Here is a 25209-nt window from a genome sequence, read left to right on the forward strand (position 1 = left end):
TTTATTTACTATTTATTAATATTATTCTTTTTTACAAAAATCTCTAATACTCATTATAAGTTCATTCATATCATGAACAAACGATTTTTCAAAAGTTATTTTTATGGCTTCATCATTTTCATTAAGATGTTCCATATCTGCCTTAAATTTTTTATTAATTTGAAGCAATCTATCTTTGAGACTATTCTTTTTTTGTTCTAATGTATCTAGTGCTATTCGGCATTTTTGATCCTCTTCACTTATCACGGAGATTTCTGTTTTTAAATCTTCAATTTGAATCTCTCTTTGTTTGACAGCTATTTGTGCATCTTTTTTAAATTTCTCCCAATCTACTTTTGCTATCGTCTTTATTACCTTAGAAGAATCTTTTCTTACCCGATTTACAGTTAGCTTAGTATCCTTTCTGTTTTCATTAGCTACTTTCAAATTTTTCTTGGTGGTAGAACTACAACCTATGGATCCAATTCCTATTAGAAACACTAGTACAGCCGATGATAACAATTTAGCTTTCATATCAAATTATTTATATTTCCAATTAACTTTATTAGGCCAATACATATTTGGCTTTTAAATGCATTTCGGTATCAAACTCATAAATATTTAACACTCCGGTTTTTACGTCCACATTAGGAATTTCTTTAGAAGAAATATTTTCAATATGCCCCATTAATGCACGAATGGAATTCCCGTGCGCAGAAACTAAAACCGTCTTACCTTCTACTAATTCTGGAACAATAGCTTCAAAAAAGTATTGCACCGCTCTATGTCTAGTTTCCTCTAAGGATTCTCCTAATGGCAATTCTGACACATTAAGTTTAGCATATTTGGGATCTAATTTCGGATTCCTTTCATCCTCTTTAGATAAACTTGGAGGCGCAGTACTAAAGCCTCTTCTAACTTTTAAGAAAAGTTCTTCTCCAACTTCCTTTCTCACCTCTTCTTTATTTCTTCCTTGCCAAGCACCATAATTCCGTTCATTAAGCTTCCAACTTTTCAAAAAGTCTATATGCATCATATTTGCAGTATCCATAATTATCCAAGCCGTTCTAATCGCTCTTTTTAAATAAGAGGAAAAACAGATATCTATAGCTAAATTATTATCCATTATAATTTGACCTGCTATTTCGGCCTCCTCAATTCCTTGAGTTGCCAGATCAATATCTGTCCATCCCGTAAAAATATTTTCTATATTCCAGATACTTTTTCCGTGTCTTACAAGTATGAGCTTTCCCACTTCTTTTTTATTTTGAAATATTCTATATAATTGCTTGTTAATCCACGATATCTTCACCTAGAGCATTATGCAATTGGAATAATTTTTCTTCCTCTTTTTTAATTCTCTTTTTCAGTCTGTTTTTTCTTGCTTTAACAAAAGAGTCTGTAATAGCATGTTCAACACCATCCAAGCGAGATTCTAACTTATTAATTCTGGATTTTGTTTGGCTTTTAATGTCTTTCAAAGCTGCTTTTCTCTTTGTTTCTAATACTGCCATTTCTGCTTTTCTCTTCGCTTTTAAATCGGCAATCTTCGCTTTAATTTTAGTTTTTTCTTCTGCAGTAGCTTTTCTAAGCTTTTGACGTTCGTCTTCAATATCTACTTCTAGATTTTCAACTTGTTCATCCATAAAGTCATTGAATTCTATTCCTGCTTCACTTCTAATAATCTCAGAACTATAAGGTTTTAGAGCATCATCAATAAAAATAGAACTATCTTCTGCAACTTCTGCAATAATTACAATGGTTCCTACAGCCATTGTATTACTAACTCTTTTAATAAACTGATCTTCAAAGTCAAAGCGGCTAATATCCCAAACTGCGCCCGCAACAACGCCTGTATATAGACCAATAACAAACCCCAAAGGACCGGCAAACGCTCCTACAAGTCCACCAAGAGCCATTCCTGTAAAGGTTCTCCAACCTTCCCCTTCCGTTTGATTATTTAAAACTTCGTATTCATTGTTATCTATTTTACGAATCATCATATGCTCATAGAGTGTAATATCTCCATACACATCCAATTCTTTGATTTTGTGTAAAGCTGCTATTGCTTTTTTCTCTTCCTTAAAAGGAACAACTATAATATTTGCCATTTTTTATGATTTTAAAGGTTACTACTTATTTATATTTAGTGAAATGCTTTCGCTACTGTTTCCAGTTCCACTTTTAGCGTTTTATCGAATTTTGTAATAGGTGGGATTTCAAGATCCAGATCTAGTAATTCATACACTGCCATTTGTGCTGCTCTAATAGAATATTCTACGGTAAAAACAACATCGTCTGGAATCTCTACAAACTGACTAATAAATGCTAGATTTTTTGAATTTTTAGGCACTGGAAGTGGTCTATCGGTTTTTAAACGAGGCATAAACATACTAGTGATATATGGCATTCTACAAGGAATACAAATGGCGTTTGCAAACACAACATCATAATCGAATTTTAAATGCCCGCAAAGTTCTCTAAGAATTTCTTCTCCGGAACATGCTGTCATTGGTTTACCTACAAAATTACCCACGCGATCTGGATGTAATCCGTATGTAAAAAACACTTGCACATTAGACGGTTGGTCTTTATAATGTGGTTGTTGATTTAATGAGAAACTCATAAACCAATTAGAATCTTTAAGCGTTACTTGACTACCTGTTCCTGCTTTATTACCAGAAAACTTTTCCATTTGATCAAAGAAAGCGGTGTCTTTTAATGTTACTGTAAAAGATTCCCAGAAAGATTCTGCAATGTTAGAATTAAACACTTCTGGTCTACCAAACTCTGGATATTTATTCGCTAGTTCCTCCCATAATCTCCAACCTTGACTATCTTCTTTTGTAAAGAATTTTGGCGCACTGGTCATAGAACCATAACTAGAAGCATCTGTCATAGAACCATTTTGACAGAAAACTAAATCACTATCTTTGATTTCAATAGTTTCGATATTTCCAGCGTTTTTATAGGTAATATGTTTTACTACTACTTTTTCTGTTTCTGTTTTTGCATCTAGCGCATATGCTGAATCTATATCTGTTACGATAGTCCCTTTTTGAAAATGAACCCCATGTGATTGCAACCAAACTTCTAATGGAAGAATCATAGAATCATACTGGTTATAAACAGTACGTTTCACTCCTGTCATGGTTTCTACATTAGGAAACTCTTGCATAAAACGGTGTAGGTAACGTTTAAATTCTACGGCACTATGCCAAGGTGAAAACGCAAAACTTGTACGCCACATAAACCAGAAATTAGTTTCGAAAAAGGAAGGAGAAAACCAATCGTAAATCGAACTATTACCTAGTTTTTCTTCACTAGCTTCGCTTAGTTTAAGAAGCTCTGTACGATCTGACATAGAAAAACCAAGCTTAGACGCATCTACAATTGCTCGATTTTTATCTATAAGTCTTGCTTTTGCATATGATTTTACTTTATCGTTAAACGCAATGGTTTCTTGAGTTACAGATATGTTAGGATCTGTAAGTGACGGAATGGATTTGAACAAAGCCCAAGTGCATTCGTAAATATTTAATGTTAACATACGAGAACCACGCAATGTATAGCCGTCTTCTGGATTTCCACCTGCATCTAAACTACCACCTAATACTGGTAGACTTTCGAAGATTGTAATATTATTTCCTGCTACTCCTCCATCCCGTATTAAAAAGGCTGCTCCAGCTAAGGATCCTATTCCGCCACCTATGAAATATGCTTTTCTATCTTTATTGCTATTGTACATAATACATAATTTTATTGTTGTTTTTTGTTTTTTGAAATGGATTAATCCGCTAATTCTCCCATCTCTTCATCTAGTTCTCTTAACATGATAGACGCTTCACCAAATGCTTCCAATCGATCTACGAAATACTGTACTTTACTTAGCTCTTCAGCTTGCTCTTTACAATACCATAGACCTAGTTCTACTACCATAAAATTCTCTTCGGTATGAGCTGCTTTGGTAAGAGCATAGCATTGTGTGGTGATTTCTTTTTCATGTGCTAATGCCGAAAGAATAACATCTGGAAGGCTAATAAAATCTTGTTTTGGTTGTTTTAAAGCTGGAGTGATTGGTCGGATACCATTTGCTAAAAGCATCTTTTTTGCTTTATCGGCATGCACAAGCTCTTCCTTACTATATTGCTTAAAGAGCTTTGCTGCTCCTACAAATCCTTTATCATCTAACCAAGTAGACATCGCTAGATATATTCTTGAAGAAAATTCTTCTTGTTCTACTCTATAATTTAGCAACTTAACCATTGCTTCGCTTAAAAATTCTGATTTCGTTTTCATATTATTTCTCTTTAAAAAATTTATTTTTTGCTATTAAACAGCTACCTTTTGTTTTCTGTTTAGACTTCAAAATTAGAATGTTATGGCGAGAGACACACTGATCTAGGTCAGCGTGAGTACACTGATTTAAATCCGTTTACTTTTTTTTGTTCCAATAAGCTTCTGCTTCATTTTCCATTTTTTCTAAGCGTGTATAGTAATCTGGAAACTCTTTTAAATGCGCCCAAGCTATTTTTCCTGTTAAGGCTTTATCATTATTGGTAACATTGGTTTCTGGATATCTTGTACCATGTTCAAATTCAACATTTACTCCTTTTGTGAATTCATCTAATGGTATATCCGTCCATGGGACACCAAGATTATCGCCAATTTCTTTTACTTCTTGTGCATTTAATTTTTTCATTGTATTGTAATTTATTGGACAGAAAATGGATAAAACCACTGTCAAAATTTCTAGTATAAAAGTACTTTTCTGAAAGAATACGAACACTGATCTAGGTCAGCGGGACGAAAAAATAAAATTTATTTATGAAGTTTTGGTTTTGCGTATTTGCGTGAAGGATTGCAATGAAAATCCCGCAGCTCGACGCAGGAGATGCGAGGCATTGTAATGAAAAGCCTGACCCTTGTGGTCACGCCCAACTTTTAAAAACAGAAATGAAGTTAGCTTCTAATCACCAAAATATAAAGAATACCAATTAGAATAACGCTTCCAAAAGCATAGCCAACAAGTTTCCCTGCTGCTTTAGAACCTTTGAAAACGGTGATACCTAATTTCACTAACATATTACTGATGGTCGCTGCAATAATTACCGAAGATGCAAGTGTTAATTTGTCGCCATCTAGAGAGAATTTGGACATGCTTATTGTAATGGCATCTGTATCTGCCAGACCTGCAATTAAGGCGGAATAGTACAAACCACTCTCTCCAAAAAACTGATTACTATAAAAAACAGCAAAAAGAATGATAACATATACGACTCCAAAACCTATTGCATTCATCATGTTCAATGGGTTACCTAATTTAATATTGGTGTCTGGTTTTGGATCATCTTTTCGCATTAATAGCAAGGTTGCTATAACACAAATGGACGTTAATAAACCAAATGGTATTGCTAAATGGATTAGTATATTACTGTTAAAAATGTATGCTAATAAAGCTAATCTTGGAAACATAATGGCAGATGCAACTATGATTCCTGCGCTATACTTTTTGGAGAGTTCTGGTGATTCTCTACTACTGGATGCGTAGTTCCATGCGACTGCTGTACTCGAAATGAGTCCGCCAAGTATTGCTGTTAGTATAATTCCTTTTTTTGAACCTATAAATTTGACAAGAAAATAACCGATAAAATTCAAAAAGGAAACGATTACTATTATGGATCCAATTTCGAATGGATTTAATAGATTATCTGGACCATAGGTTTTGTTGGGTAGAAAAGGAAGAATTAATAAGGCTATGATTACGAATTTGATGAATGCAAAAAGCTCTTCGGAAGTAATATTTTGAATTACGGAACGAAATCTAGTTTTTAGAGATAGTAATGTAACTATAATAACTGCTGTTGCTACTGCATCTCGGTAATATGCTACCGAAACCATTACGCCTAAAACAAAGGTTGCTATTAAGGCTAAATTGGTGGTTAAATTTTGATTTGGTGTTTCTTGTTTTTGAGAATAGGAACTAAATGCTAAAAATAAAATAAAAGCTCCCAGGCTAATAATTAGTAGCCAAGGAGTAAAAACTTCTGTAAGATTTCCTAATGTAAATCCAAGAATAGTTACAATAGGAAAAGTTCTTATACCAGCTATACCTTTATCTTCCTTGAGTTTGTCGTACTCTCTTTCTAGACCAAGTATAAGACCTATCCCTAAACTTATTAGAACTCCTAGAATATAAGATCCTACAAGTTCATTTATTTCTTGATGCCATTGCATTAATTATTACATATACTTTTCTAGAAACCTGAAAAATTCTTTTTTAAGGTCTGCGTATACCTCGCGTTGCGTTTCCATTTTATCCCTAAATGCTACATGCTCTTTTGCTAATTGCACATCCATTGCTTCTTTTCCTTCTGCACTTTGTCCTGCTATGCGTTCTTCATGCTTTTCTATGATTTCTTGTAAGTCTTCAATAACGCCATCATGAAGAATAAACTCATTTTGATAATGCTCTAATTGCGCAAGTACATCTTTGTTTGTCCAACGTATTACTAGTTCACTTAATTTTTTATTAAAGAACTTCAATTCCCCTTTCCAAAAATCAAGTTCCCCTTCCCATTGCTGGTGTTCAAAATGCATATTCGAATTATATAAAATTTCCTTTTCCATGATATTTATTTATTTATTTATTTATTTAGATTATATCACAAAGGTTACGTTTTATAAACTTGTTTAAAATGACTTATGTCAGTCTTGAAACAAAAATTAAAATTCCAGTTTTATTATATTTTAAGAATATCTGTAGGCGTCTCGACTAGAATAGTCTTATTACCTCTTAAGGCAATAGGCTGTTTAAGGATTTGTGGATTGTGTTGTATCATTTTTATCCAATCGTCTGTAGATAGATTGTGATGTTCAAAACTAGACGCATACGCTGGACTATCTTGATTCACAAGATCTGCGACTTCTAAGTGCAATTTTTCGGCAAGCTCTACAAGTTGCGTTCCCGTAATCTTCGTTTTTAATATGTCTATTTCTTGCACCTTAAACCCTTCCGATTTAGCATACGCTAACGTTTGTTTCGCTCTCTCAGATTTTGAGCTATAGTATACTGTTATTTGTCTGTTTGACGTAGCTATCTCTCCCATAATTTGAATATAAAATCTATTGGTTTTTAATTTTTTCTTCCTCTATATAATGACCTAAAAGTTGCTTTAAACTTTCTAGATATTCTGCCATTATTTTTTTATCCATATGTGGCTGTTTGCTAACAGGTAACGTTAAAGGGTTTTCATCAAGAGATCGATAGAGCTCCGGATAATTGGTTTCAATTTTATTAGTTAACTGTGTTATTTCTGATAATACTTTTTGTAGGTCTTTCATTAAGAATAATTTTAATGGTTAAAACTTAAAATCTATTTCTGTAAAATGTTAAGTTGCTTTAGCAATTCTTCTCCTGCAATCATATGTTCGGTAATTGCAAAAACTTCTTTTCTGTTTTTTCGGAAGTCTTTTACAAATTGCGAGAGAGCGTCTTCCAATTGTTCGTGTTCTTCTCTAAATTTATCCGATGTATATATAAAAGGATCCGCTATCAACTCCGCTAAATGATGGAAATGTTTATTTATCCTAATTAACAATGTATTACATTGTTTCTCCACTTGAAGTAGATTCACTTCAATTTCAAGTACCAAATCTATATTCTCCTTTTTGGATAGATACAAAAAGTATTTATCAATAAGATGATGTAGAAATTTCAAGTCGCCATTATAAAATAGCATATCCGATTTCCAATGTTCGGTAAGCGCATATAACTGTTCCCAATTTGCTTCGTGAATAAAGTTGTCTTTGGGTCTGATTCTGAAATCATTCATATTAGTATTATTTAAAAAAAATTCAATAAAGACATTAAAAAGGTAAAAGTAAAAATGAAAGAATTAAAAAAGAATGACTTGCATCAGTCTTTTAAAACATCATACTGATATACGTCATTTGTTTACACTTTAATCGGTTATAATTTAGCCTCATATATAAAAAACAAGCAAAAATGAAAACGATACTATATGCTACCGATTATTCTAAAAATTCTATTGCTGCTTTAAAATATGCCTATTCGCTGAGTAAAGTTATGCAAGCGACATTAAAAGTGATTCATGTTTTTGATTATCCAACCATGTTAGATCATTTTAGTTTAAAAGCCGAAGATCCATTTCCAGATATAGAAGGTGATGCTATTAAAAAGCATAGCTTAAAACTTAATGCTTTTTGCAAAGAACATTTGGGTGCCAATTTAGATAAGACGCATGTAAAAGTGGAAGCTATAGAAGATAAATCTGTAGTTCACGGGATTACAAAAAAAGCACATGCGTTAGATGCTTTTCTTATTATTACAGGAATGAAAGGTGTTAGTGCTATAAAGGAAATTATTATGGGAAGTACTACTAAACAACTTCTTAAAAGCGCATCTTGTCCAGTAATCACTATTCCAGAAGATGCAAGTCATACCAAAATTAAAACAATTGTATATGCTACAGATTTTGAAGAAGAAGACTTAGGAGCCATCCATAAACTAGTAGAGATTGCAGAACCTCTTCATGCTACAATTAAAATTGTTCATGTTTTTCCTATAAATAAGAAATTAAAAATAGAGGAAGAAAAAGCACTACAGGATGAAATTCATAAAAGTATTAAATATGCCAACTTAGTACTAGATGTTTTATATTCAGACGATATTTTTAATACCCTTAAAATATATTTTAGCACTTGCAATGCAGATCTAATTGGCATGCTAGAACGGGAAAATCAAATTCTATCATCACATGTATTTCATAGAGATTTAGTTAAAAAAATGGCGTCTTATGGTAAGATTCCTTTGGTGAGTTTTAACGCAAAAAATTATAGCATATTTCATTTATAAAAATTAACCACTTAAATATTTAATAAGATGTCCAGAAGAATATTTAGAATCATTATTGTGATAGCAGTTGCATTAGGAGTTTACCTTTTTATAGCAAAAGAATCGCATTCCAAAAGTTTTTTAATTATCATTTCTAGTCTTGATTTTTTACTATTGAGCCTTGGTATCCATGGATTAATTGCACATTCATTACGTCCGAAATCAAAAGGAAACCTAATTACTTTTCCGCTTTTAATGTGGGTTCTTTGGGCTATTTTGTTTTTAGTCTTTGTGTTTTTTATTCTTCCAATTTACTGTCCCGATTTTTTGATAGATCTTTAAATATAATTATTGATCCTATTAAATTCTAAATTAATTAGGGTAATAGATCCAAGAATCATTTAGATTAAAAAGAAAAAGTAACTCCTTTTTATTTTGCTCCTATACCAACTGTATTAGGTAGAAAATTATTGTTCCTCTAGACTTATATTTCCAAGTATTTAGGAAGACTGAGTGCTTAAAGTAGATAGATGTAAGTTTTTTAATAAAAATGCGTCCAAATATGTATATTTAAAAGCATATATTAATTTAACAAAGAAAGGAACTACATTATGCTTACTTGGAAAAATGTAATTAACTATACCGTAAATGGAAATCCAACGCCAGACCAAAGAGTCGAAAAAACGGAAAACGAATGGAGAGCACTACTAACTCCAGAACAATTTAGAGTTACCAGACAAAAAGGAACCGAAGCACCGCATAGTGGAGCGCTTTGTAGTATTTATGACGAAGGACAATATAATTGCATTTGTTGCAACACGCCTTTGTTCGATTCTACAATTAAGTTCACCTCAGGATCTGGTTGGCCAAGTTTTACACAGCCAATACATGAAAACGCCATTAAGTATGAAAAAGATACCGCATTTGGTATGGTTCGCGTAGAAGTGATGTGTAATACTTGCGATGCGCATTTAGGACATATTTTTCCGGACGGACCAGAACCTAGCGGATTGCGCTATTGTGTTAATTCAGAATCTATGCAATTAGAGAAAGGGACAACAAATGAAAACTAAAAACCTACAATTAGCCACTATTGGTGGTGGTTGTTTTTGGTGTACAGAAGCTGTATTTCTAGAAGTAAAAGGCGTAGAAAAAGTAATCTCTGGTTATGCTGGAGGAACCGTCCCTGGACATCCAACCTATCGCGAGATTTCTTCCGGATTAACGGGACATGCAGAAGTGATTCAAATTACCTTTGATGCCGATGTGATTTCTTATGAAGATATTTTAGTTATTTTTATGACCACACACGACCCTACCACTTTAAATCAACAAGGTGCCGATCGCGGAACGCAATATCGTTCGGTTATTTTTTACCATAATGAAAAACAAAAGGAAATTGCCGAAGTGGTGCTTTCTGAAATTGCTCCGTATTACGAAAATACCATTGTAACAGAAATAAGTGCCTTCCCTATTTTTTACGAAGCAGGAAAAGAGCATCAAGATTTCTACCGAAGTAATCCTGGTTTTGGCTATTGCTCTTTTGTAATTGACCCCAAATTAGCAAAGCTTAGAAAGTTGCACAGCGATAAACTAAAATAAGAAGTTTAAGGAAAGGGAAATAATGAAATTGAATATACAAGATAGATTTAATACCGAATTACCAGCAGATGCCATTCTGGAAAACACCAGAAGACAAGTGGAAAAAGCTTGTTTTTCTTTTGTTACACCAACAAAAACGGCAAATCCGGAACTCGTACATGTTTCTCCAGAAATGCTTACCGAATTAGGCATCACTCTGGAAGAAGCAAAAAGTACGGACTTTTTAAATGTCTTTTCTGGAAATGAAGTATTACCAAATACAAAACCGTATGCGATGTGTTATGGCGGACATCAATTTGGCAATTGGGCTGGACAATTAGGCGATGGTCGTGCTATTAATTTAACCGAAGTGGAACACAACAACAAACACTGGGCAATACAATTAAAAGGAGCCGGTGCAACGCCATATTCGCGTACGGCAGATGGCTTGGCGGTTTTGCGTTCTTCAGTTCGGGAGTATTTATGTAGCGAAGCCATGTACCATTTAGGCGTGCCAACCACCAGAGCTTTATCTTTAAGTTTATCTGGCGATCAGGTATTGCGAGATATGCTATATGACGGCAATGCTGCTTACGAAAAAGGTGCTATTGTCTCACGTATCGCTCCTAGTTTTTTACGCTTTGGAAGCTATCAAATATTAGCTGCTAGACAAGACAATGAAACTCTAAAAACGCTTGTAGATTATACCATAAAACATCATTTTTCGCATTTAGGAAAACCAAGTAAAGAAACCTATTTACAGTTTTTTGAAACGGTTTTAAACGATACTTTAAAAATGATTATCCATTGGCAACGCGTTGGTTTTGTTCACGGCGTAATGAACACCGATAACCTATCTATTCTCGGACTAACCATCGACTACGGACCCTATGGTTGGTTGGAAGGTTATGATGCCAATTGGACACCAAACACTACAGATAACCAACATAAACGCTATCGTTTTGGTGCGCAGTTAGAAATTGGTCTATGGAATTTATTTCAACTAGCAAATGCACTATATCCTTTAATTGGTGAAGCAGAAGGTTTAGAGAATATTTTAAATCTTTATAACGAAAAGGCTGCAGAACAATACGTAGCCATGATGCAAAGTAAATTAGGATTGTTTTTAGAAAGCGAAAATGATGTGTCCTTGATTTTTAGTTTAGACGAAATCCTTCAGTTAACGGAAACCGATATGACTATATTTTTTAGAAACTTAAGCGATTTTTCTTCGGAAAACCCTTCGGAAGGATTAGCAATCATAAAAGATGCTTTTTATACACCAGAGGACCTTTCCGAGGTTATAAAAGAAAAATGGAATACTTGGTTTATAGCGTATGCAAATCGTTTACAAAAGGAAAGTCTTTCCGCAGAAGAGCGAAAGCAAAAAATGAATGAGGTGAATCCTAAATATGTCCTTCGTAATTATATGTCGCAATTAGCAATTGATGACGCAAACAAAGGCGATTATAAATTAATTGACGAATTATTTCAGCTATTAAAAAATCCGTATAACGAACAGCCAGAAAACGAAAAATGGTTTGCTAAGCGTCCGGATTGGGCAAGAAATAAAGTCGGCTGTTCTATGTTATCTTGTAGTTCATAATACTTTTAGTTAAATAGATACACAAATTGTCTAAAGGGTATCCGGAAGGCATTTATAACCATAAAAACAATACAATGTTAGGACTTGGTACTGCAGCATTAGGAAGACCACAATACATCAATATACGAAAGGATAAAAATGCAAATCCACATCTAGAAGTATTTAAACAAAATAGTTTTAATGTGCTAGAGCATGCGTACCAATTAGGAATTCGGTATTTTGATACTGCTCCTGGTTACGGATTGGCAGAAGATTTATTATTGGAATGGTTACAAACCAAAAACGACCCAACAATTCAAATAGCAACAAAATGGGGCTATACCTATGTCGCAAATTTTGACGCAAATGCAAAAGTGCATGAAGTAAAAGAACACAGTTTAGAAAAACTAAAGGAACAATGGGAAGTATCTAGGGCATTTCTTCCGCATATAAAAATATATCAAATACATTCTGCAACCTTAGAAACTGGTATTCTAAATAACACGGATGTTTTAAAGCAATTAGCCTTTTTAAAAAACGAGCATAACATGCAGATTGGAATTACAACCACTGGAAGCAACCAATTGGAAGTAATAAAAAAAGCACTAGATGTTACTGTAGAAGGAAAACAATTGTTTGATGGCTTTCAGATTACCTATAATATTTTAGACCAGAGTTTAGAAGCAATAGCGAATGAACTAGTACAACAAGATAAGAAAATCATTATTAAAGAAGCTGTTGCAAATGGTCGCATCTTTAGAAATAGTAATTATGGTCAGTACGCTAAATTATACGATACTTTAGAAGCATTAGCAACAAAACACCAAGTAGGATTAGATGTAATCGCTTTAAAATTTTGTGCCCAAAACATTAAAAAAAGTATTATTTTAAGTGGTGCAAGCAATACCGAGCAATTAAAATCGAATCTTCAAGTGGATAAAATAACCTTATCGGAAGAAGAAATAAATCTGCTAAAAAGCTTTAAAGTCGACCCAACGGCATATTGGCAAGAAAGAAAACAATTAGCTTGGAACTAAATAAAAACAAGTAACTTTTTATGATTAAAATAGCATTTGGAGGAGGTTGTCATTGGTGTACCGAAGCTGTTTTTCAGTCTTTAAAAGGTGTAGAAAAAGTGGAACAAGGTTTTGTAGCTTCCACAGAAGCCAATACGAGTTTTTCGGAAGCGGTTATTGTGCATTTTAATCCGGAAGAAATCCCTTTAAAAATTTTAACAGAAGTACATTTAATAACGCATAAAAGCACGAGCAATCATTCGATGCGAGAGAAATACCGTTCGGCAATCTATACGTTTTCCGAAGCACAAAAAGAGGAAGCATTACAATTACTAGAAGGTTTTCAATCGGCATTCGATAATCCATTAATCACACAAGTATTGCCTTTTTCGGCATTTAAAGCTTCGCGTGAAGCGATTCAGAATTACTATATTAAAAATCCTGAAAAGCCGTTTTGCAAACAATTTATACATCCGAAATTAGAAATCCTTTCTAAAAAGTATTCGGAACTTATTAAAAAACAAGCATATCCTGTTACTCCATAAATCTAATTTATATGAAAAGCACAAAACTAAAAATAGAAAATAAAAACGGACAAGCTTTACAAGCACATCTGGAATTACCGGCAAATCAGAAACCACATTATTACGCAATTTTCGCACATTGCTTTACCTGCAGTAGTACCTTAAGCGCTGTAAAAAATATTAGTCGTGCCTTAACTACGCATGGTTTTGGCGTACTACGTTTTGATTTTACCGGATTAGGAAAAAGTGAAGGGGAATTTGCTGACAGTCATTTTTCTGCCAATGTTGACGATTTAATTGCGGTAAGTGATTATATGAAATTGCATTACCAAGCTCCTTCCCTATTAGTCGGCCATTCTCTTGGTGGTGCTGCTGTAATCACTGCTGCAGCAAAACTAGAAACGGTAAAAGCAATTGCAACTATTGGCGCTCCTTCTTCGGTAGATCATGTGACGCATTTATTTTCTCACGGCATTAGTGAAGTAAAAGAAAAAGGAGAAGCCCAAGTAAATATTGGTGGTAGACCTTTTAAAATTAATCAGGACTTTATTGAAGATTTTAACAAAACAGATTTGCCTACGATTGTAAAAAACTTACGCAAACCAATACTCGTTATGCATTCTCCAACAGATACTATTGTAGGAATTAAAAATGCGGAAGAAATTTATCATAATGCACATCATCCTAAAAGTTTTATAACATTAGATGGCGCCGATCATTTATTAAGCAATTCAAAAGATAGTGTCTATGCCGGAAATATGATTGGTACTTGGTCACAACGTTATTTTGAACCTGTAGAAAATGAAATGCTAGAAACCAAAGGAGAACAATTGGTTGGGCATTTAAATCTTTTAGAAGATAACTTTACAACCACCATTCAAACAAAAAATCATAGCATGATAGCAGATGAACCAATAGCTGCTGGTGGTGATGATTTTGGACCATCGCCTTATGATTTTTTAAGTGCTGGTTTGGCTGCATGTACTGTAATGACATTAAAATTATATGCCGAAAGGAAACAATGGGATTTGCAAGAGGTTTTTGTTTATATTACCTATTCTAAAAAACATAGTGATGATTTAAGGATAGAAGTGGATAAACCAACACGCTTTGACCATTTACAAAAGAAGCTGAAGTTTATTGGAGATTTAGACGATAAACAAAAACAACGATTAAAGGAAATAGCTTCAAAATGTCCGGTGCATAGAACATTACAAAGTAACGTTTTAATAGATACCGAATTAGTTTAAAGAAAAGGAATAGATAAGCGCTTCGTAAAAACTTTAAATAATTGTTTTAAAATAAAAGCAACAAAATGTTGTTAACATATTAGCTTCGGCATAATTAATGCTACAAACTTGTATATTTGAAAAATTTTTAGAATTTATGAAAAGAATAATCGTACTCCTTTTGCTAACCATAAGCGCATCTGCATTTGCACAAAACAATGCGTTTCAAGCTGGTGAAAAATTAAGCTTCACAGCATCCTATAATATGTCTGGGTTGCTAACAGACCTTGCAGAGATTAGAATGGAAACTAGCGAGGTTAAAACGTCTACCGCTACTTTGTTACGTCTTAAATGCACAGCAACAACATATAGCAAATGGGATAATTTTTTTAAAATTCGTGATATTTACGAAAGTTATGTAAACCCAAAAACACTTACGCCTTATTTATACCAAAGAGATATTGATGAAGGCGGACATTATAAATTTGTGAAGTACAACTTTAACCACAAAACAAATACCGTTAAAAGTTTAAGAAGACAAAAAAGCAAGAATTTCGATTCTGGGTTTTGGGATAGAAATGAAGTGGTAAAAATTAAATCTGGAACCAAAGATTTAGTAACCACCATTTACCACATTAGAAATTTAGATATTCACAAAGCAACTGTTGGAGCGTCCGATTCTTTTAAGGTCTTATTTGATAATGAAGAAACAATAATTTCTTTTACCCTTTTAGGAAAAGAAACGATTAACACTAATATTGGTAAAAAAGAATGTTACAAACTAGCGATTAGCATTAATGGTAGTGATGTTTTAAAAGGAAACAACGCTAACATTCTTTGGCTAACTGCAGACGAAAACAAAATCCCGGTATACGCAAAATTTAAAGTTGCTGTTGGTAACGGAGAACTTAAAATAAAATCTGCAACAGGTTTAAAAAACTAAACATATTATGAGAAAATTATTTATAATTCTAGGTATTATTGCAGCTATAATTGCAATTATTCTATCTTCTTTACCTTTATTCAATATGGCTTTTATTCCAGCAATAGCAGCTTTACTATTTGGTATCATAGCCTTTTATTTATCTAAAAAGGAAAACGAGTCTAGAAAACCCGTGCAGTTAATATTTTTACTAACTTTAGTATCTTTATCACTTTCTACCTACAAAGCAATTTTTAATGAAACCGAAGTTGGTAATACTGAAGCATTAGATGTACGTGTGCAAGAAGCAGAAGACAATGCAATAGAAGAATTAGAAGGTATCGACATATCGGAATAATCATTATCTAATTTTGTATATATTTGATGCTCAAAAAAATGGATGATTTATGAAGATGTACTTTCTACTTTCTGCTTTTATACTTATTGGATCTTGTGCGGAAAAAAAATATGCTACAAAAATTGAAAGTTTAAAAGAAAGTATAGACATCGTAGATGGTGATTTAGTAAAGAAATATGCTGCTACAATTACTGCTGAAGAATTAAAAGAAAATCTTCACCAATTTGCTTCTAACGACTTTCAAGGTCGGGCAATAGGAGAAGAAGGTCAAAAAAAAGCAGCAAATTTTCTAGTAACTTTTTATAAAAAGCAAGGCATAGCATCTCCAATTTCGGATAGCACTTATTTTCAAATTATACCTAAAGATTTTTTACCAGAAGGTATAAACGCATCCGAAAACGTATTAGCATATATTAAAGGAAGTGAAAAACCAGAAGAAGTACTTATTATCTCCGGGCATCTAGACCATTTAGGAACAGAAAACGAAGAAATATATTTTGGAGCAGACGATAATGGCTCTGGTTCTGTAGCGATGTTAGAAATTGCGCAAGCATTTAAAAAAGCAGAACAACATGGCTTTAAGCCAAAAAGAAGTATCCTCTTTTTACATCTTACAGCCGAAGAAATCGGACTGCAAGGATCCCTTTTCTACACAAAAAACCCAGTATTTAAGTTAGAAAACACCATTGCGAATCTTAACATTGATATGATAGGAAGAGTAGATAAATTCCACAAAGAAAATCCGAATTACATATATATTATTGGTGCAGACAGACTAAGCAAGGAACTACATTATGTAAACCAAAAAGCAAACAAGAACCTCACTAACTTACATTTAGAATATAAATATAATGAAGAAGAGGATAGTAATAGATACTACTACAGAAGCGATCATTATAACTTTGCAAAACATAATATTCCTGTGATTTTTTATTTTAACGGCGAGCACGATGACTATCACAAACCAACAGATACACCAGATAAAATAAATTACTCCCTTCTTGAAAAAAGAACCAAACTTATTTTCGCTACTGCTTGGCAACTTGCCAATCAAGAAAATAGACTATTGATGAATACCGATTTTTAAATTCTACTTGTTAAAATTTTAATAAACCTTTTTGATTATTTCCGCTATTATTTCGCTTTTTCGTAATATAGTAGATTACTATCTATAATAGTAGACATCAAAACCAACTCATTTTACTAAAACAAAATCTTATGAAAAAAATGTTCTTCATTTTTGGTATATCCACGATACTTATTTCCTGTGGAACCTCACAAAACAAAACAGCTACCAATAGCACGAAAGCGGTAGATGTTACAACCTATGCAAATAGTATCACTTCCGCAGAGCTAAAAGAAGCGCTTTACACCTATGCTTCCGATGAATTTGAAGGTAGAAACACAGGAGCACCAGGACAAAAGAAAGCAGTCGAATATTTAAAAAATCATTATGTAAGCTTAGGTATTCCTTCGGCATTACCAAACAATGATTACTTTCAAGAAGTACCATTACAAACAATGAAAACACCAAATGTAGCACTAGCAATAAACGGCACATCCTACACAGCTTTAGAGGATTTTGTTTCTGTAACTTCTAGTCCAGATGGTACCATTCAAGCAGACCACATTGTATTTGTAAGTTATGGTATCGATGACGAAAACTACACGAATTACAAAGACTTAGACGTTAAAGGTAAAGTAGTACTTATAAAAGCTGGCGAACCTAAAAACGCAGATGGTAACTATACTATTTCTGGTACAGACGCTTCTTCAAAATGGTCTAACACCAGACAAGAATTTGCAGCAAAAAGAGATGTAGCAAAAAACAAAGGAGCAAAAGCAGTTCTGTTTTACAACCCAGATAATTTTGATTTTGCAGTCAGACGTTATGGTAGTTCTCGAGGAAGAATGGACTTAGTAGATAAAAAAGATGATTTTTACTATTTTATAATAAACACCAATTTAGCTAAAGCAATATATAGCGATATAGAAACGGCAGAAAAGACACAAACATTAGCAAAATCAGTGGATATAAACTTTAAAAATGATGTTTCCCAATTTCAATCCGAAAATGTAGTAGCAATCATTAAAGGAAGTGAAAAACCAGAAGAATATATAATAGTATCCGCACATTTAGATCACGAAGGGATCAAAGACGGTGAAATATACAATGGCGCAGATGACGATGGTTCTGGTACTGTGGCTATGTTAGAAATTGCAGAAGCATTTCAAAATGCCGTGAAAAATGGGCAAGGTCCAAAACGTTCTATCGTATTTTTACACGTTACAGGAGAAGAAAAAGGATTATTAGGTTCTAGATATTACGCAGATCAAGACCCAATTTTTCCATTAGCAAATACCGTTGCCGATTTAAATATAGACATGATTGGTCGTACAGATCCTAAACGTGAAAAAACCAATAGAAACTATCTTTACCTAATTGGAAGCGATAAATTAAGTACCGAATTGCATGACATTTCCGAAGCAATGAACACTAAATATTGTAACATAGATTTGGATTACACCTTTAATGACGACAATGATCCTAACCGTTTTTATTACAGAAGTGACCATTACAATTTTGCAAAAAACAACATACCTGTAATCTTTTATTTCAATGGTACACATGCCGATTATCACAAACCAACGGATACACCAGATAAAATAGAATACGATTTATTAGAAAACAGAACGCGTTTAATTTTCTATACCGCTTGGGAACTAGCAAATCGCGAAAACAGAATAACAGTAGATAAAGCGAATTAGTATTTGGGCGTTACCCAAGGGTCGCGCTCTCACTACTCGCTCTCTACGAGGAGCTCAAACAAACCGTTCCATCGCTAACGCAAAAAAGGAGATATAAAATTTTATTTTATATCTCCTTTTTTTTTACGCTATTTTATAGAAACTAAAAACGCATAGCCAAACCAATTCCGGTGCCATTCGCTATAATTTCATATTCTGGTTTAAACGTTTTAAAAGACGTCGCATTTAAAGTCGCATTATATAACGCCACCGCTTTCTTAGCATCTTTATTAGCACTAGATCCAAGAGGAATGGCAACAATAACCAATCCTGCTCCTATTCCTGCAAGTACCCAATTAGGATCACCACCACTAATAGCATCACCAATTGGCCATCCAATTAAAGCACCTCCAGAAAAACTAATTACCGAAGCAAAAATACTTTTAGACTTCGCACTTCTTACTAAATGCAAAACTTCGGCATTCGATTCTACCTTTTCAATTAAGGCATTAAGTGCTAATTTATTTCCATCCTCATAAAATGTATATCCCGTAAAGGAATGTCTTTTAAATGCCATTTCTTGCGCATTACAAAAGGAAGCGATCATGAGCGTTAGCACTAAGAGTATCGTTGTTTTCTTCATGGTATAAGAATTTTAATAGTTTATAAAATAGCAATCTATATATACAAAAAAAGCTTCTCTTAAAAAAGAGAAGCTTTTGCTTTTGGGTGAAAGACGGGATTCGAACCCGCGACCCTCGGTACCACAAACCGATGCTCTAACCAACTGAGCTACAATCACCATGTTGTTTTATTTTAAAACTTTAAAAAAGTTTCTCTAAAGGAACGCTCTAACCAACAAGGGTTAATAAGCAACCATTTTATTTTCAAACTTTAAAAGTTTTCCAAAAGGACGTTCCAACTAACAAGTGTAGAACCACCATAAACATTCTTTAAGAATGCGAGTGCAAATGTAAATCATTTAGTAATTACTGCAAAGATTTTTTTGCAAAATTATTACAAAAAAATAAACTTATTTTTCTTTCCTTAAAAAACAGAATTCATACCCACAGTAAACTTTAGTTTATAGCTTCGTTGTTAGCACAATAGCGTTACAACTTGCTCCTATCTTTAGTTACAGATAATGGATGCCGTTTTAAAGAAATTCGAGCCTTCTCATAAAATGGGAAGTCATTTTCACAAAACACATCCTTTTTTATATCCTTTCCAACTCCTTTTCTTAAAAGAAAAAAAGTATTTAAATGTATTCTTAATTTAAAACTAAGTAGCGCAATTCATTACTTGTTTACGAATAGGATTTCAAAACTAAACGCAAGATTACTATTACTTTAAATCAAACAAACTATCTACAGCGGCATAACGCTCTGTGGTAAAGCCTTCTGCATGTGTTACTCCAATCAATCTTCCTAGGTCTCTAGCTCTATAATCTACACTATCTGTAAAATTCCTACTCGAAATAGGCGTTTCAGGCTCTTTACTATTGGCATCAAAAAACTGTGTTCTATATGCCAGAACAGATTCCATTTTAATATCTACAAATCCGGAAACATCTACTACCAAATCTGGCTCGATATTTTTCCATTGTATATAATGGTATACTTGCTTTGGCCTCCACTGTGCTTGCAGGCTTCCTTCTACTTTGGTTTCAATCTTTATCAATCCGCTTAAAAAGCAAGCATCACTAACTAATTGACTTCCTTTTCCGTGATCAATATGCCTATCGTCAATAGCATTACAGAGAATAATTTCTGGTTGATATTTACGAATCATCTTAATTATTTCTAATTGGTGTTGCTTGTCGTTTACAAAAAAACCATCCGCAAAACCTAGATTTTCACGTACCGTTACGCCTAAAATTTTAGCAGCATTTGCAGCTTCTTCTTTTCTAGTTACTGCTGTACCACGAGTACCTAATTCGCCTCGCGTTAAATCTATGATACCAACCGTTTTTCCGTTTTTTATTTCTTTTGCTATAGTACCACCACAACCTAATTCTACATCATCTGGATGTGCACCAAAAGCTAATATATCTAGTTTCATTGAAAATTTATTTTTTATTTGCGAGAAATCGGAAATCGCCTTATTTTAAACTATTACAAAATTACAATTAATTATATTATTTGGGTATTAGTCGCAATTCAAAAATTTGTTTACGAATAACTGCATCGTCTTTCAAGCTTATCGAGAAATCTACTTAAAGATTCCTCCATTTTAGTCAGAATGACAAATCTATACCAACCACTTACTTTGTTCCTCTTTAGTTAAAAAGGTCCAAGCTACTACTCTACTTATTTTATTACCAAGCTGCATATTAATTACCTTTACTTCCGTTGCTCCTAACTTCTTCAGTGATTTCTGCATAGACTTCACTAAAGCTTTATTGGAAACCAAACTTGTAAACCAAAAGCAATTATTTTTATGTAAAGAGCTTTCATATAAATAGGTGTGTAAAAAGGCTTTTTCGCCACCAGTAAACCAAAGCTCGCTTGCGGTTCCGCTAAAATTTCTAACGGCTTGTTTCCCTTCATTCCCTAAACCTTTTAACTTACGTTGTGTCGCTTCAAGCGCCTCTTCTTCGTCTTTATAAAAAGGAGGATTACACATACTAACCATAAAAGCATCTTTAGGATTTAATATTCCATTTAATACATGTGCCTTTTCCTTTTGCAAACGCAAAGTAATATTAGCATTCAATTTATTTTTATCGACTATAGTTTGTGCATTTTTCAAGGAAGCGTTTTCTACATCTGTTCCTACAAAATGCCATTGGTATTCCGAAAAACCAAGTAAAGGATAAATACAAGTCGCGCCTGTACCAATATCTAAAGCTTGTATTTCATTTTTAAAATTATAAGGTTTTAACAACGCTGCTAAATGATGAATATAATCCACACGACCAGGAATTGGCGGACATAAATGCGCATCTGCAAATTGCCAATAATCAATATTGTAATACGTTTTTAGTAATGCTTTATTAAGTGTTTTTACTGCTTCCGGATTTGCAAAATCTATCGTTTGCGTTCCGTGGGTATTTGTGAAAACAAAAGGTTCTAAGTTAGGAAACTCCTTCAAAAGTGTTTCAAAATCGTACCCTTTTATATGTTTGTTCTTTTTATGCATTCGTAATTTGTTTTATAGCTTGTTCCATATCATTAATCAAATCTTTTTTCGACTCTATTCCTACCGAAAAACGAATCAATCCATCTTTTATTCCTTGTTCTTTTCTAGCTTCGGCAGTTAATAAGGAATGTGACGTTTTTGCGGGAAGTAACATCGTACTTTCTACTCCTGCTAAACTCATAGAAGGCTTTATAAGTTTAAGTGCTTTTAAAAATGCTTCTGCATCTATTTCTTTTTTTAATTCGAAAGAAAGCATTGCTCCAAAACCTTTCATTTGTTTTTTTGCTATCTCATGATTTTCATGACTTTTCAAACCAGGATAATATACTTTTTCAATCGCTTTATGTGCCTCTAAAAACTTGGCTAATTTTCTTGCATTGCGTTGTTGTGCTTTTACACGAATGGCTAAGGTTTTCATACTTCGTTCTAGCATCCAAACAGTAAAATCACTCAGACTTCCACCAAGGGCAATTCCTGTTCTCCAGATACTATCTATATGTACTTGCGTTGCTGCAACAGCTCCGGCACAAATATCACTATGGCCTCCAAAATATTTGGTTGCGCTATGCAAAACAATGTCTATTCCAAAATCTACTGGGTTTTGTAAAATAGGACTAGCAAACGTATTATCTATTACAGACAAAATATTTTCCGATTTTGCCAAAGTCGCTACAGCTTCCATATCTACTAATTTTAAAAGCGGATTAGAAGGTGTTTCAATATAAATAAGTTTGGTGTTTGACTGTATACAATCTTTAAAGGAAGGAATTTTCAAATCTTTCGTAAAAGTGAATGCTATGTTATAATCCTCAAAATGCTTTTCGATCAAATTTCGTGTTCCTCCATAAATATCATTTTGCACCACCACATGATCTCCCGCTTTTAAGAAAGCTAACAAAACAGTGCTAATAGCTGCCATTCCAGAACCAAAAATCATTGCAGCTTCTGCATGCTCTAAAGTTGCAATTTTTTTAGTTAGATATTCTTGATTTGGGGTATTGAAATATCTCGGATATCGCTTAACATCCACATCCATAAACTCATAGGATGAAGATAAAAACATTGGAGAAACCGCTCCTTTAAATTGCGTATCTGGTGTTTCGCCAACATGTGTACAAACGGTATTGATACCTAGTTTATTATTTTCCATAATTGCAGTGCTTTTTATGCTATAAAGTTATGGAAAAATTGTGGCAAACCGTTGGTTAAAAGAAAGTCCTTAGTAAGAATCGTGTAATGTACAAATCGGCTTAATCTTCCGCTTCTCCTTTAGCACGTTTCACTATTTCTTTAAGACGCTCTTTACGTAACACTTTTTCTGCTTTTTGCTTATTCACTTTTCTAGCGATAAGCTTGGAGTGCTTTTTCTTGTTCTTTGTGTTTTTTTGTCCTTTTGGTTTAGGCATATTTATATTTTTTAACGCAATTCTCCTTCGCGCCAGCTGGCTCATTCGCTAAAAGCCTCTACTAGAGGCTTTCTTAACGCTCTGCCTTATCCTTTAGGTTTTGGCATATGTAAATGTAAAATATTTTTTGCTTTTAATAAACCCTTTTGCTCCCCACATTTCAATAAACTTTTATTTTATGCAATAAACATCTAAGCATTATAAATAAAGTAAGTACATTGCTACTACAAGAAAACTACATTAATTTGAGTGCAATCACCAAACATCAGCATTTTATACTTCACAAACCTTATGGTTATTTAAGTCAGTTAATAAACAATCAAAATAAGCGGAAGAACAAACGTTTGTTAGGCGAATTATATGATTTCCCTGAAGGAACAATGGCCATTGGCAGATTGGATGAAAACTCGGAAGGCTTACTACTTTTAACTACTAACGGAAAAGTTAGTGAAACCATACGAAGCGCTAAAGTAGAAAAAGAATATTACGCACAAGTGGATGGAATAATTACTAGGGAAGCTATAAAACAATTACAAGAAGGTGTTGAAATTGGAATACATGGTGCAAAATATACCACGAAACCTTGTAAAGTGAAAAGCATATCTACAGTAGATGCTTTTCCTTTAGCAGATAGAAAAGTTCGAGATGCAAGACACGGACCAATGTCTTGGGTTTCTATAACACTAACGGAAGGTAAATTTAGACAAGTACGTAAAATGACCGCCGCAGTTGGCTACCCAACTTTACGTTTGGTAAGAATACGAATTGGAGATGTATTATTAAAAGTAAAAGCTGGAGAAATAGAAGAAGTAAACAACTTTTAAAGCTGCTTTTCTTCCATTTAACTAAAAATAATAATATTTTAAAATTAGCACATAGACCTCTAAATATTAAAGTTTTAAGCCCTATCCCCAATTAAATCACTACCTTTTTTGGTTAAAAATAAAATTTTAACCATCTGCATATCAGCGAATTATATTTTGTTAATTATTTTACAGATTGGGTTTCTTTTATTATTTTTTTGTATCTTGCACGTTATGACAACAGCAGACAAACACGTAAATTTAGATTTTTTAAAAGAAAGCATCTTATACCTAGAAAACAAAGGCTTTGATAACATTCAAGCAGATGTAGAAGGTTATGAAACTCCAAAGTCTTACACCAAAAAAAGTCAAGGTACGGATACTATAATAACGCCAGATATTGTAGCCGAAAAAGCAGGAAGAAAACACTATTTTGAAATTGGTTTAAAAAGTGAAGAACCTACTCTTTTAAAATCTAAATGGCGCTTTTTAGATGTTTTAACGAGAATGAAAGACGATAGATTTAAAGTAATCACACGTCGTGGTCATTACAAGTTTACACAAGATATGCTTGACGATCTTAATCTAGACAAAGAGCCTATTAAATTACCTTAATTTTTAGTAGCTTTTAGTAATTTATTTTGTTCCTCCATTAAATCGGTGAGCTTTGCTAAAAGCTCAATATCTTTGGGAGTAGCCACTGTTGTGTCTTTTTCGTCGTGCGCTTTTGTGCGCAATCGATTCATCGCCTTTACCACTAAAAACACGGTTACTCCAACGATTATAAAATCTAGAGAGACTTCAAAGAAAGTCCCATATTCCATGGCAACCTCATTGGTTGTAATCACGCCTTCACTATTGACTACTGCATCCCGAAGGATATACTTTTTATCTTGAAAGTTTAAACCATCTGTCATTAAAGACAAAGGCGGCATCATCACCTTCTTTACTAGCACATCTATTACTTTATTAAAAGATGCTCCAATAATAATACCGATTGCCATATCCATCATATTGCCTTTTACGGCAAACTCTTTAAACTCTTTTAAAAATTTCATCT

At 33.5% G+C, this 25209-nt stretch carries 31 protein-coding genes and 1 tRNA gene; 14 read left to right on the forward strand and 18 right to left on the reverse strand.

All coding sequences use genetic code 11. The features are described 5' to 3' along the window. Nucleotides 1–21: 21 nt before the first annotated feature. The 11 genes from ACVCXO_RS08475 to ACVCXO_RS08525 all read right to left on the reverse strand — a co-directional run bounded on the left by ACVCXO_RS08475 (nt 22) and on the right by ACVCXO_RS08525 (nt 7814). Nucleotides 22–513, reverse strand: a complete 492-nt coding sequence (locus tag ACVCXO_RS08475) for a hypothetical protein (RefSeq protein WP_452229155.1) — start codon at nt 511–513, stop codon at nt 22–24. Between the two features lie 31 nt (nt 514–544). Continuing rightward, a complete protein-coding gene (locus tag ACVCXO_RS08480) occupies nt 545–1234 on the reverse strand; it encodes a 2,3-bisphosphoglycerate-dependent phosphoglycerate mutase (protein WP_452229156.1) in 690 nt (229 codons plus the stop codon). A gap of 37 nt (nt 1235–1271) precedes the next feature. Next, complete coding sequence (locus ACVCXO_RS08485) at nt 1272–2090, reverse strand: DUF1269 domain-containing protein (protein ID WP_452229157.1); 819 nt, start codon at nt 2088–2090, stop codon at nt 1272–1274. A gap of 35 nt (nt 2091–2125) precedes the next feature. Next, nucleotides 2126–3727, reverse strand: a complete 1602-nt coding sequence (locus tag ACVCXO_RS08490) for an oleate hydratase (protein ID WP_452229158.1) — start codon at nt 3725–3727, stop codon at nt 2126–2128. Between the two features lie 41 nt (nt 3728–3768). Beyond that, the gene (locus ACVCXO_RS08495) at nt 3769–4278 is read right to left on the reverse strand and encodes a ferritin (protein ID WP_452229159.1); all 510 of its coding nucleotides are present in this window, start codon (nt 4276–4278) and stop codon (nt 3769–3771) included. A gap of 136 nt (nt 4279–4414) precedes the next feature. Then, nucleotides 4415–4681 carry a DUF5661 family protein gene (locus tag ACVCXO_RS08500; RefSeq protein ID WP_452229160.1) on the reverse strand — a complete coding sequence of 89 codons (267 nt, stop codon included), beginning with the start codon at nt 4679–4681 and terminating at the stop codon, nt 4415–4417. Between the two features lie 260 nt (nt 4682–4941). Further along, complete coding sequence (locus ACVCXO_RS08505) at nt 4942–6216, reverse strand: MgtC/SapB family protein (RefSeq protein ID WP_452229161.1); 1275 nt, start codon at nt 6214–6216, stop codon at nt 4942–4944. A 6-nt stretch (nt 6217–6222) separates the two neighbouring features. Beyond that, complete coding sequence (locus tag ACVCXO_RS08510) at nt 6223–6609, reverse strand: hypothetical protein (RefSeq protein WP_452229162.1); 387 nt, start codon at nt 6607–6609, stop codon at nt 6223–6225. Between the two features lie 113 nt (nt 6610–6722). Beyond that, nucleotides 6723–7088, reverse strand: coding sequence for an arsenate reductase family protein (locus tag ACVCXO_RS08515; protein WP_452229163.1), 366 nt, complete (start codon nt 7086–7088; stop codon nt 6723–6725). A gap of 16 nt (nt 7089–7104) precedes the next feature. Further along, on the reverse strand, nt 7105–7323 hold the full coding sequence (locus ACVCXO_RS08520; protein ID WP_452229164.1) for a hypothetical protein: 219 nt from the start codon (nt 7321–7323) through the stop codon (nt 7105–7107). A gap of 32 nt (nt 7324–7355) precedes the next feature. Then, entirely contained in the window at nt 7356–7814 is a 459-nt protein-coding gene (locus ACVCXO_RS08525) for a hypothetical protein (protein WP_452229165.1), read from the reverse strand. 173 nt (nt 7815–7987) lie between these two features. On the opposite strand from ACVCXO_RS08525, the gene ACVCXO_RS08530 reads away from it, so the two are divergent. The 12 genes from ACVCXO_RS08530 to ACVCXO_RS08585 all read left to right on the forward strand — a co-directional run bounded on the left by ACVCXO_RS08530 (nt 7988) and on the right by ACVCXO_RS08585 (nt 18820). Continuing rightward, nucleotides 7988–8857: a universal stress protein gene (locus tag ACVCXO_RS08530; RefSeq protein WP_452229166.1), complete on the forward strand. Its 870-nt coding sequence runs from the start codon at nt 7988–7990 to the stop codon at nt 8855–8857. A gap of 27 nt (nt 8858–8884) precedes the next feature. Beyond that, nucleotides 8885–9178: a hypothetical protein gene (locus ACVCXO_RS08535; RefSeq protein WP_452229167.1), complete on the forward strand. Its 294-nt coding sequence runs from the start codon at nt 8885–8887 to the stop codon at nt 9176–9178. 269 nt (nt 9179–9447) lie between these two features. Next, nucleotides 9448–9909: a peptide-methionine (R)-S-oxide reductase MsrB gene (gene msrB / locus ACVCXO_RS08540; protein ID WP_452229168.1), complete on the forward strand. Its 462-nt coding sequence runs from the start codon at nt 9448–9450 to the stop codon at nt 9907–9909. Then, a complete protein-coding gene (gene msrA, locus ACVCXO_RS08545; RefSeq protein WP_452229169.1) occupies nt 9899–10438 on the forward strand; it encodes a peptide-methionine (S)-S-oxide reductase MsrA in 540 nt (179 codons plus the stop codon). Before msrB ends, msrA begins: the two co-directional genes overlap by 11 nt. A gap of 22 nt (nt 10439–10460) precedes the next feature. Then, on the forward strand, nt 10461–12023 hold the full coding sequence (locus tag ACVCXO_RS08550; protein WP_452229170.1) for a protein adenylyltransferase SelO: 1563 nt from the start codon (nt 10461–10463) through the stop codon (nt 12021–12023). Between the two features lie 26 nt (nt 12024–12049). Next, entirely contained in the window at nt 12050–13039 is a 990-nt protein-coding gene (locus tag ACVCXO_RS08555; protein WP_452229171.1) for an aldo/keto reductase, read from the forward strand. Nucleotides 13040–13059: 20 nt separating this feature from the next. Then, on the forward strand, nt 13060–13563 hold the full coding sequence (locus ACVCXO_RS08560; protein ID WP_452229172.1) for a peptide-methionine (S)-S-oxide reductase: 504 nt from the start codon (nt 13060–13062) through the stop codon (nt 13561–13563). A gap of 11 nt (nt 13564–13574) precedes the next feature. Beyond that, on the forward strand, nt 13575–14792 hold the full coding sequence (locus tag ACVCXO_RS08565; protein WP_452229173.1) for a bifunctional alpha/beta hydrolase/OsmC family protein: 1218 nt from the start codon (nt 13575–13577) through the stop codon (nt 14790–14792). Nucleotides 14793–14928: 136 nt separating this feature from the next. After that, nucleotides 14929–15714: a DUF3108 domain-containing protein gene (locus ACVCXO_RS08570; protein WP_452229174.1), complete on the forward strand. Its 786-nt coding sequence runs from the start codon at nt 14929–14931 to the stop codon at nt 15712–15714. A 7-nt stretch (nt 15715–15721) separates the two neighbouring features. Next, entirely contained in the window at nt 15722–16051 is a 330-nt protein-coding gene (locus tag ACVCXO_RS08575) for an FUSC family protein (RefSeq protein ID WP_452229175.1), read from the forward strand. A 49-nt stretch (nt 16052–16100) separates the two neighbouring features. Continuing rightward, nucleotides 16101–17138: a M28 family metallopeptidase gene (locus ACVCXO_RS08580; protein WP_452229176.1), complete on the forward strand. Its 1038-nt coding sequence runs from the start codon at nt 16101–16103 to the stop codon at nt 17136–17138. A gap of 131 nt (nt 17139–17269) precedes the next feature. Next, entirely contained in the window at nt 17270–18820 is a 1551-nt protein-coding gene (locus tag ACVCXO_RS08585) for a M28 family peptidase (protein ID WP_452229177.1), read from the forward strand. Between the two features lie 142 nt (nt 18821–18962). Here ACVCXO_RS08585 and ACVCXO_RS08590 read toward each other — a convergent pair whose 3' ends face one another. The 6 genes from ACVCXO_RS08590 to ACVCXO_RS08615 form a co-directional block, all read right to left on the reverse strand. Continuing rightward, the gene (locus tag ACVCXO_RS08590; RefSeq protein WP_452229178.1) at nt 18963–19442 is read right to left on the reverse strand and encodes a hypothetical protein; all 480 of its coding nucleotides are present in this window, start codon (nt 19440–19442) and stop codon (nt 18963–18965) included. Nucleotides 19443–19526: 84 nt separating this feature from the next. Further along, nucleotides 19527–19602 (reverse strand) — tRNA-His (locus tag ACVCXO_RS08595). A gap of 541 nt (nt 19603–20143) precedes the next feature. Next, nucleotides 20144–20860 carry a bacillithiol biosynthesis deacetylase BshB1 gene (gene bshB1 / locus ACVCXO_RS08600; RefSeq protein ID WP_452229179.1) on the reverse strand — a complete coding sequence of 239 codons (717 nt, stop codon included), beginning with the start codon at nt 20858–20860 and terminating at the stop codon, nt 20144–20146. A gap of 189 nt (nt 20861–21049) precedes the next feature. Beyond that, nucleotides 21050–21940 (reverse strand): 23S rRNA (adenine(1618)-N(6))-methyltransferase RlmF, encoded by an 891-nt coding sequence (rlmF, locus tag ACVCXO_RS08605; protein WP_452229180.1) that lies wholly within the window; start codon nt 21938–21940, stop codon nt 21050–21052. Then, nucleotides 21933–23090, reverse strand: coding sequence for a trans-sulfuration enzyme family protein (locus tag ACVCXO_RS08610; protein WP_452229181.1), 1158 nt, complete (start codon nt 23088–23090; stop codon nt 21933–21935). Before ACVCXO_RS08610 ends, rlmF begins: the two co-directional genes overlap by 8 nt. Nucleotides 23091–23190: 100 nt before the next feature. After that, nucleotides 23191–23346 carry a hypothetical protein gene (locus ACVCXO_RS08615; RefSeq protein WP_452229182.1) on the reverse strand — a complete coding sequence of 52 codons (156 nt, stop codon included), beginning with the start codon at nt 23344–23346 and terminating at the stop codon, nt 23191–23193. Nucleotides 23347–23600: 254 nt separating this feature from the next. Here ACVCXO_RS08615 and ACVCXO_RS08620 point away from each other — a divergent pair, with 254 nt between their 5' ends. Then, nucleotides 23601–24170, forward strand: coding sequence for a pseudouridine synthase (locus ACVCXO_RS08620; protein WP_452229199.1), 570 nt, complete (start codon nt 23601–23603; stop codon nt 24168–24170). Between the two features lie 213 nt (nt 24171–24383). Continuing rightward, nucleotides 24384–24764, forward strand: coding sequence for a hypothetical protein (locus tag ACVCXO_RS08625; RefSeq protein ID WP_452229183.1), 381 nt, complete (start codon nt 24384–24386; stop codon nt 24762–24764). Here ACVCXO_RS08625 and mscL read toward each other — a convergent pair. Continuing rightward, on the reverse strand, nt 24761–25207 hold the full coding sequence (gene mscL, locus ACVCXO_RS08630) for a large conductance mechanosensitive channel protein MscL (protein WP_452229184.1): 447 nt from the start codon (nt 25205–25207) through the stop codon (nt 24761–24763). The two genes, ACVCXO_RS08625 and mscL, sit on opposite strands and share 4 nt — an antisense overlap. Nucleotides 25208–25209 lie beyond the last annotated feature (2 nt).

It is taken from the genome of Lacinutrix sp. MEBiC02404, from assembly GCF_053601575.1.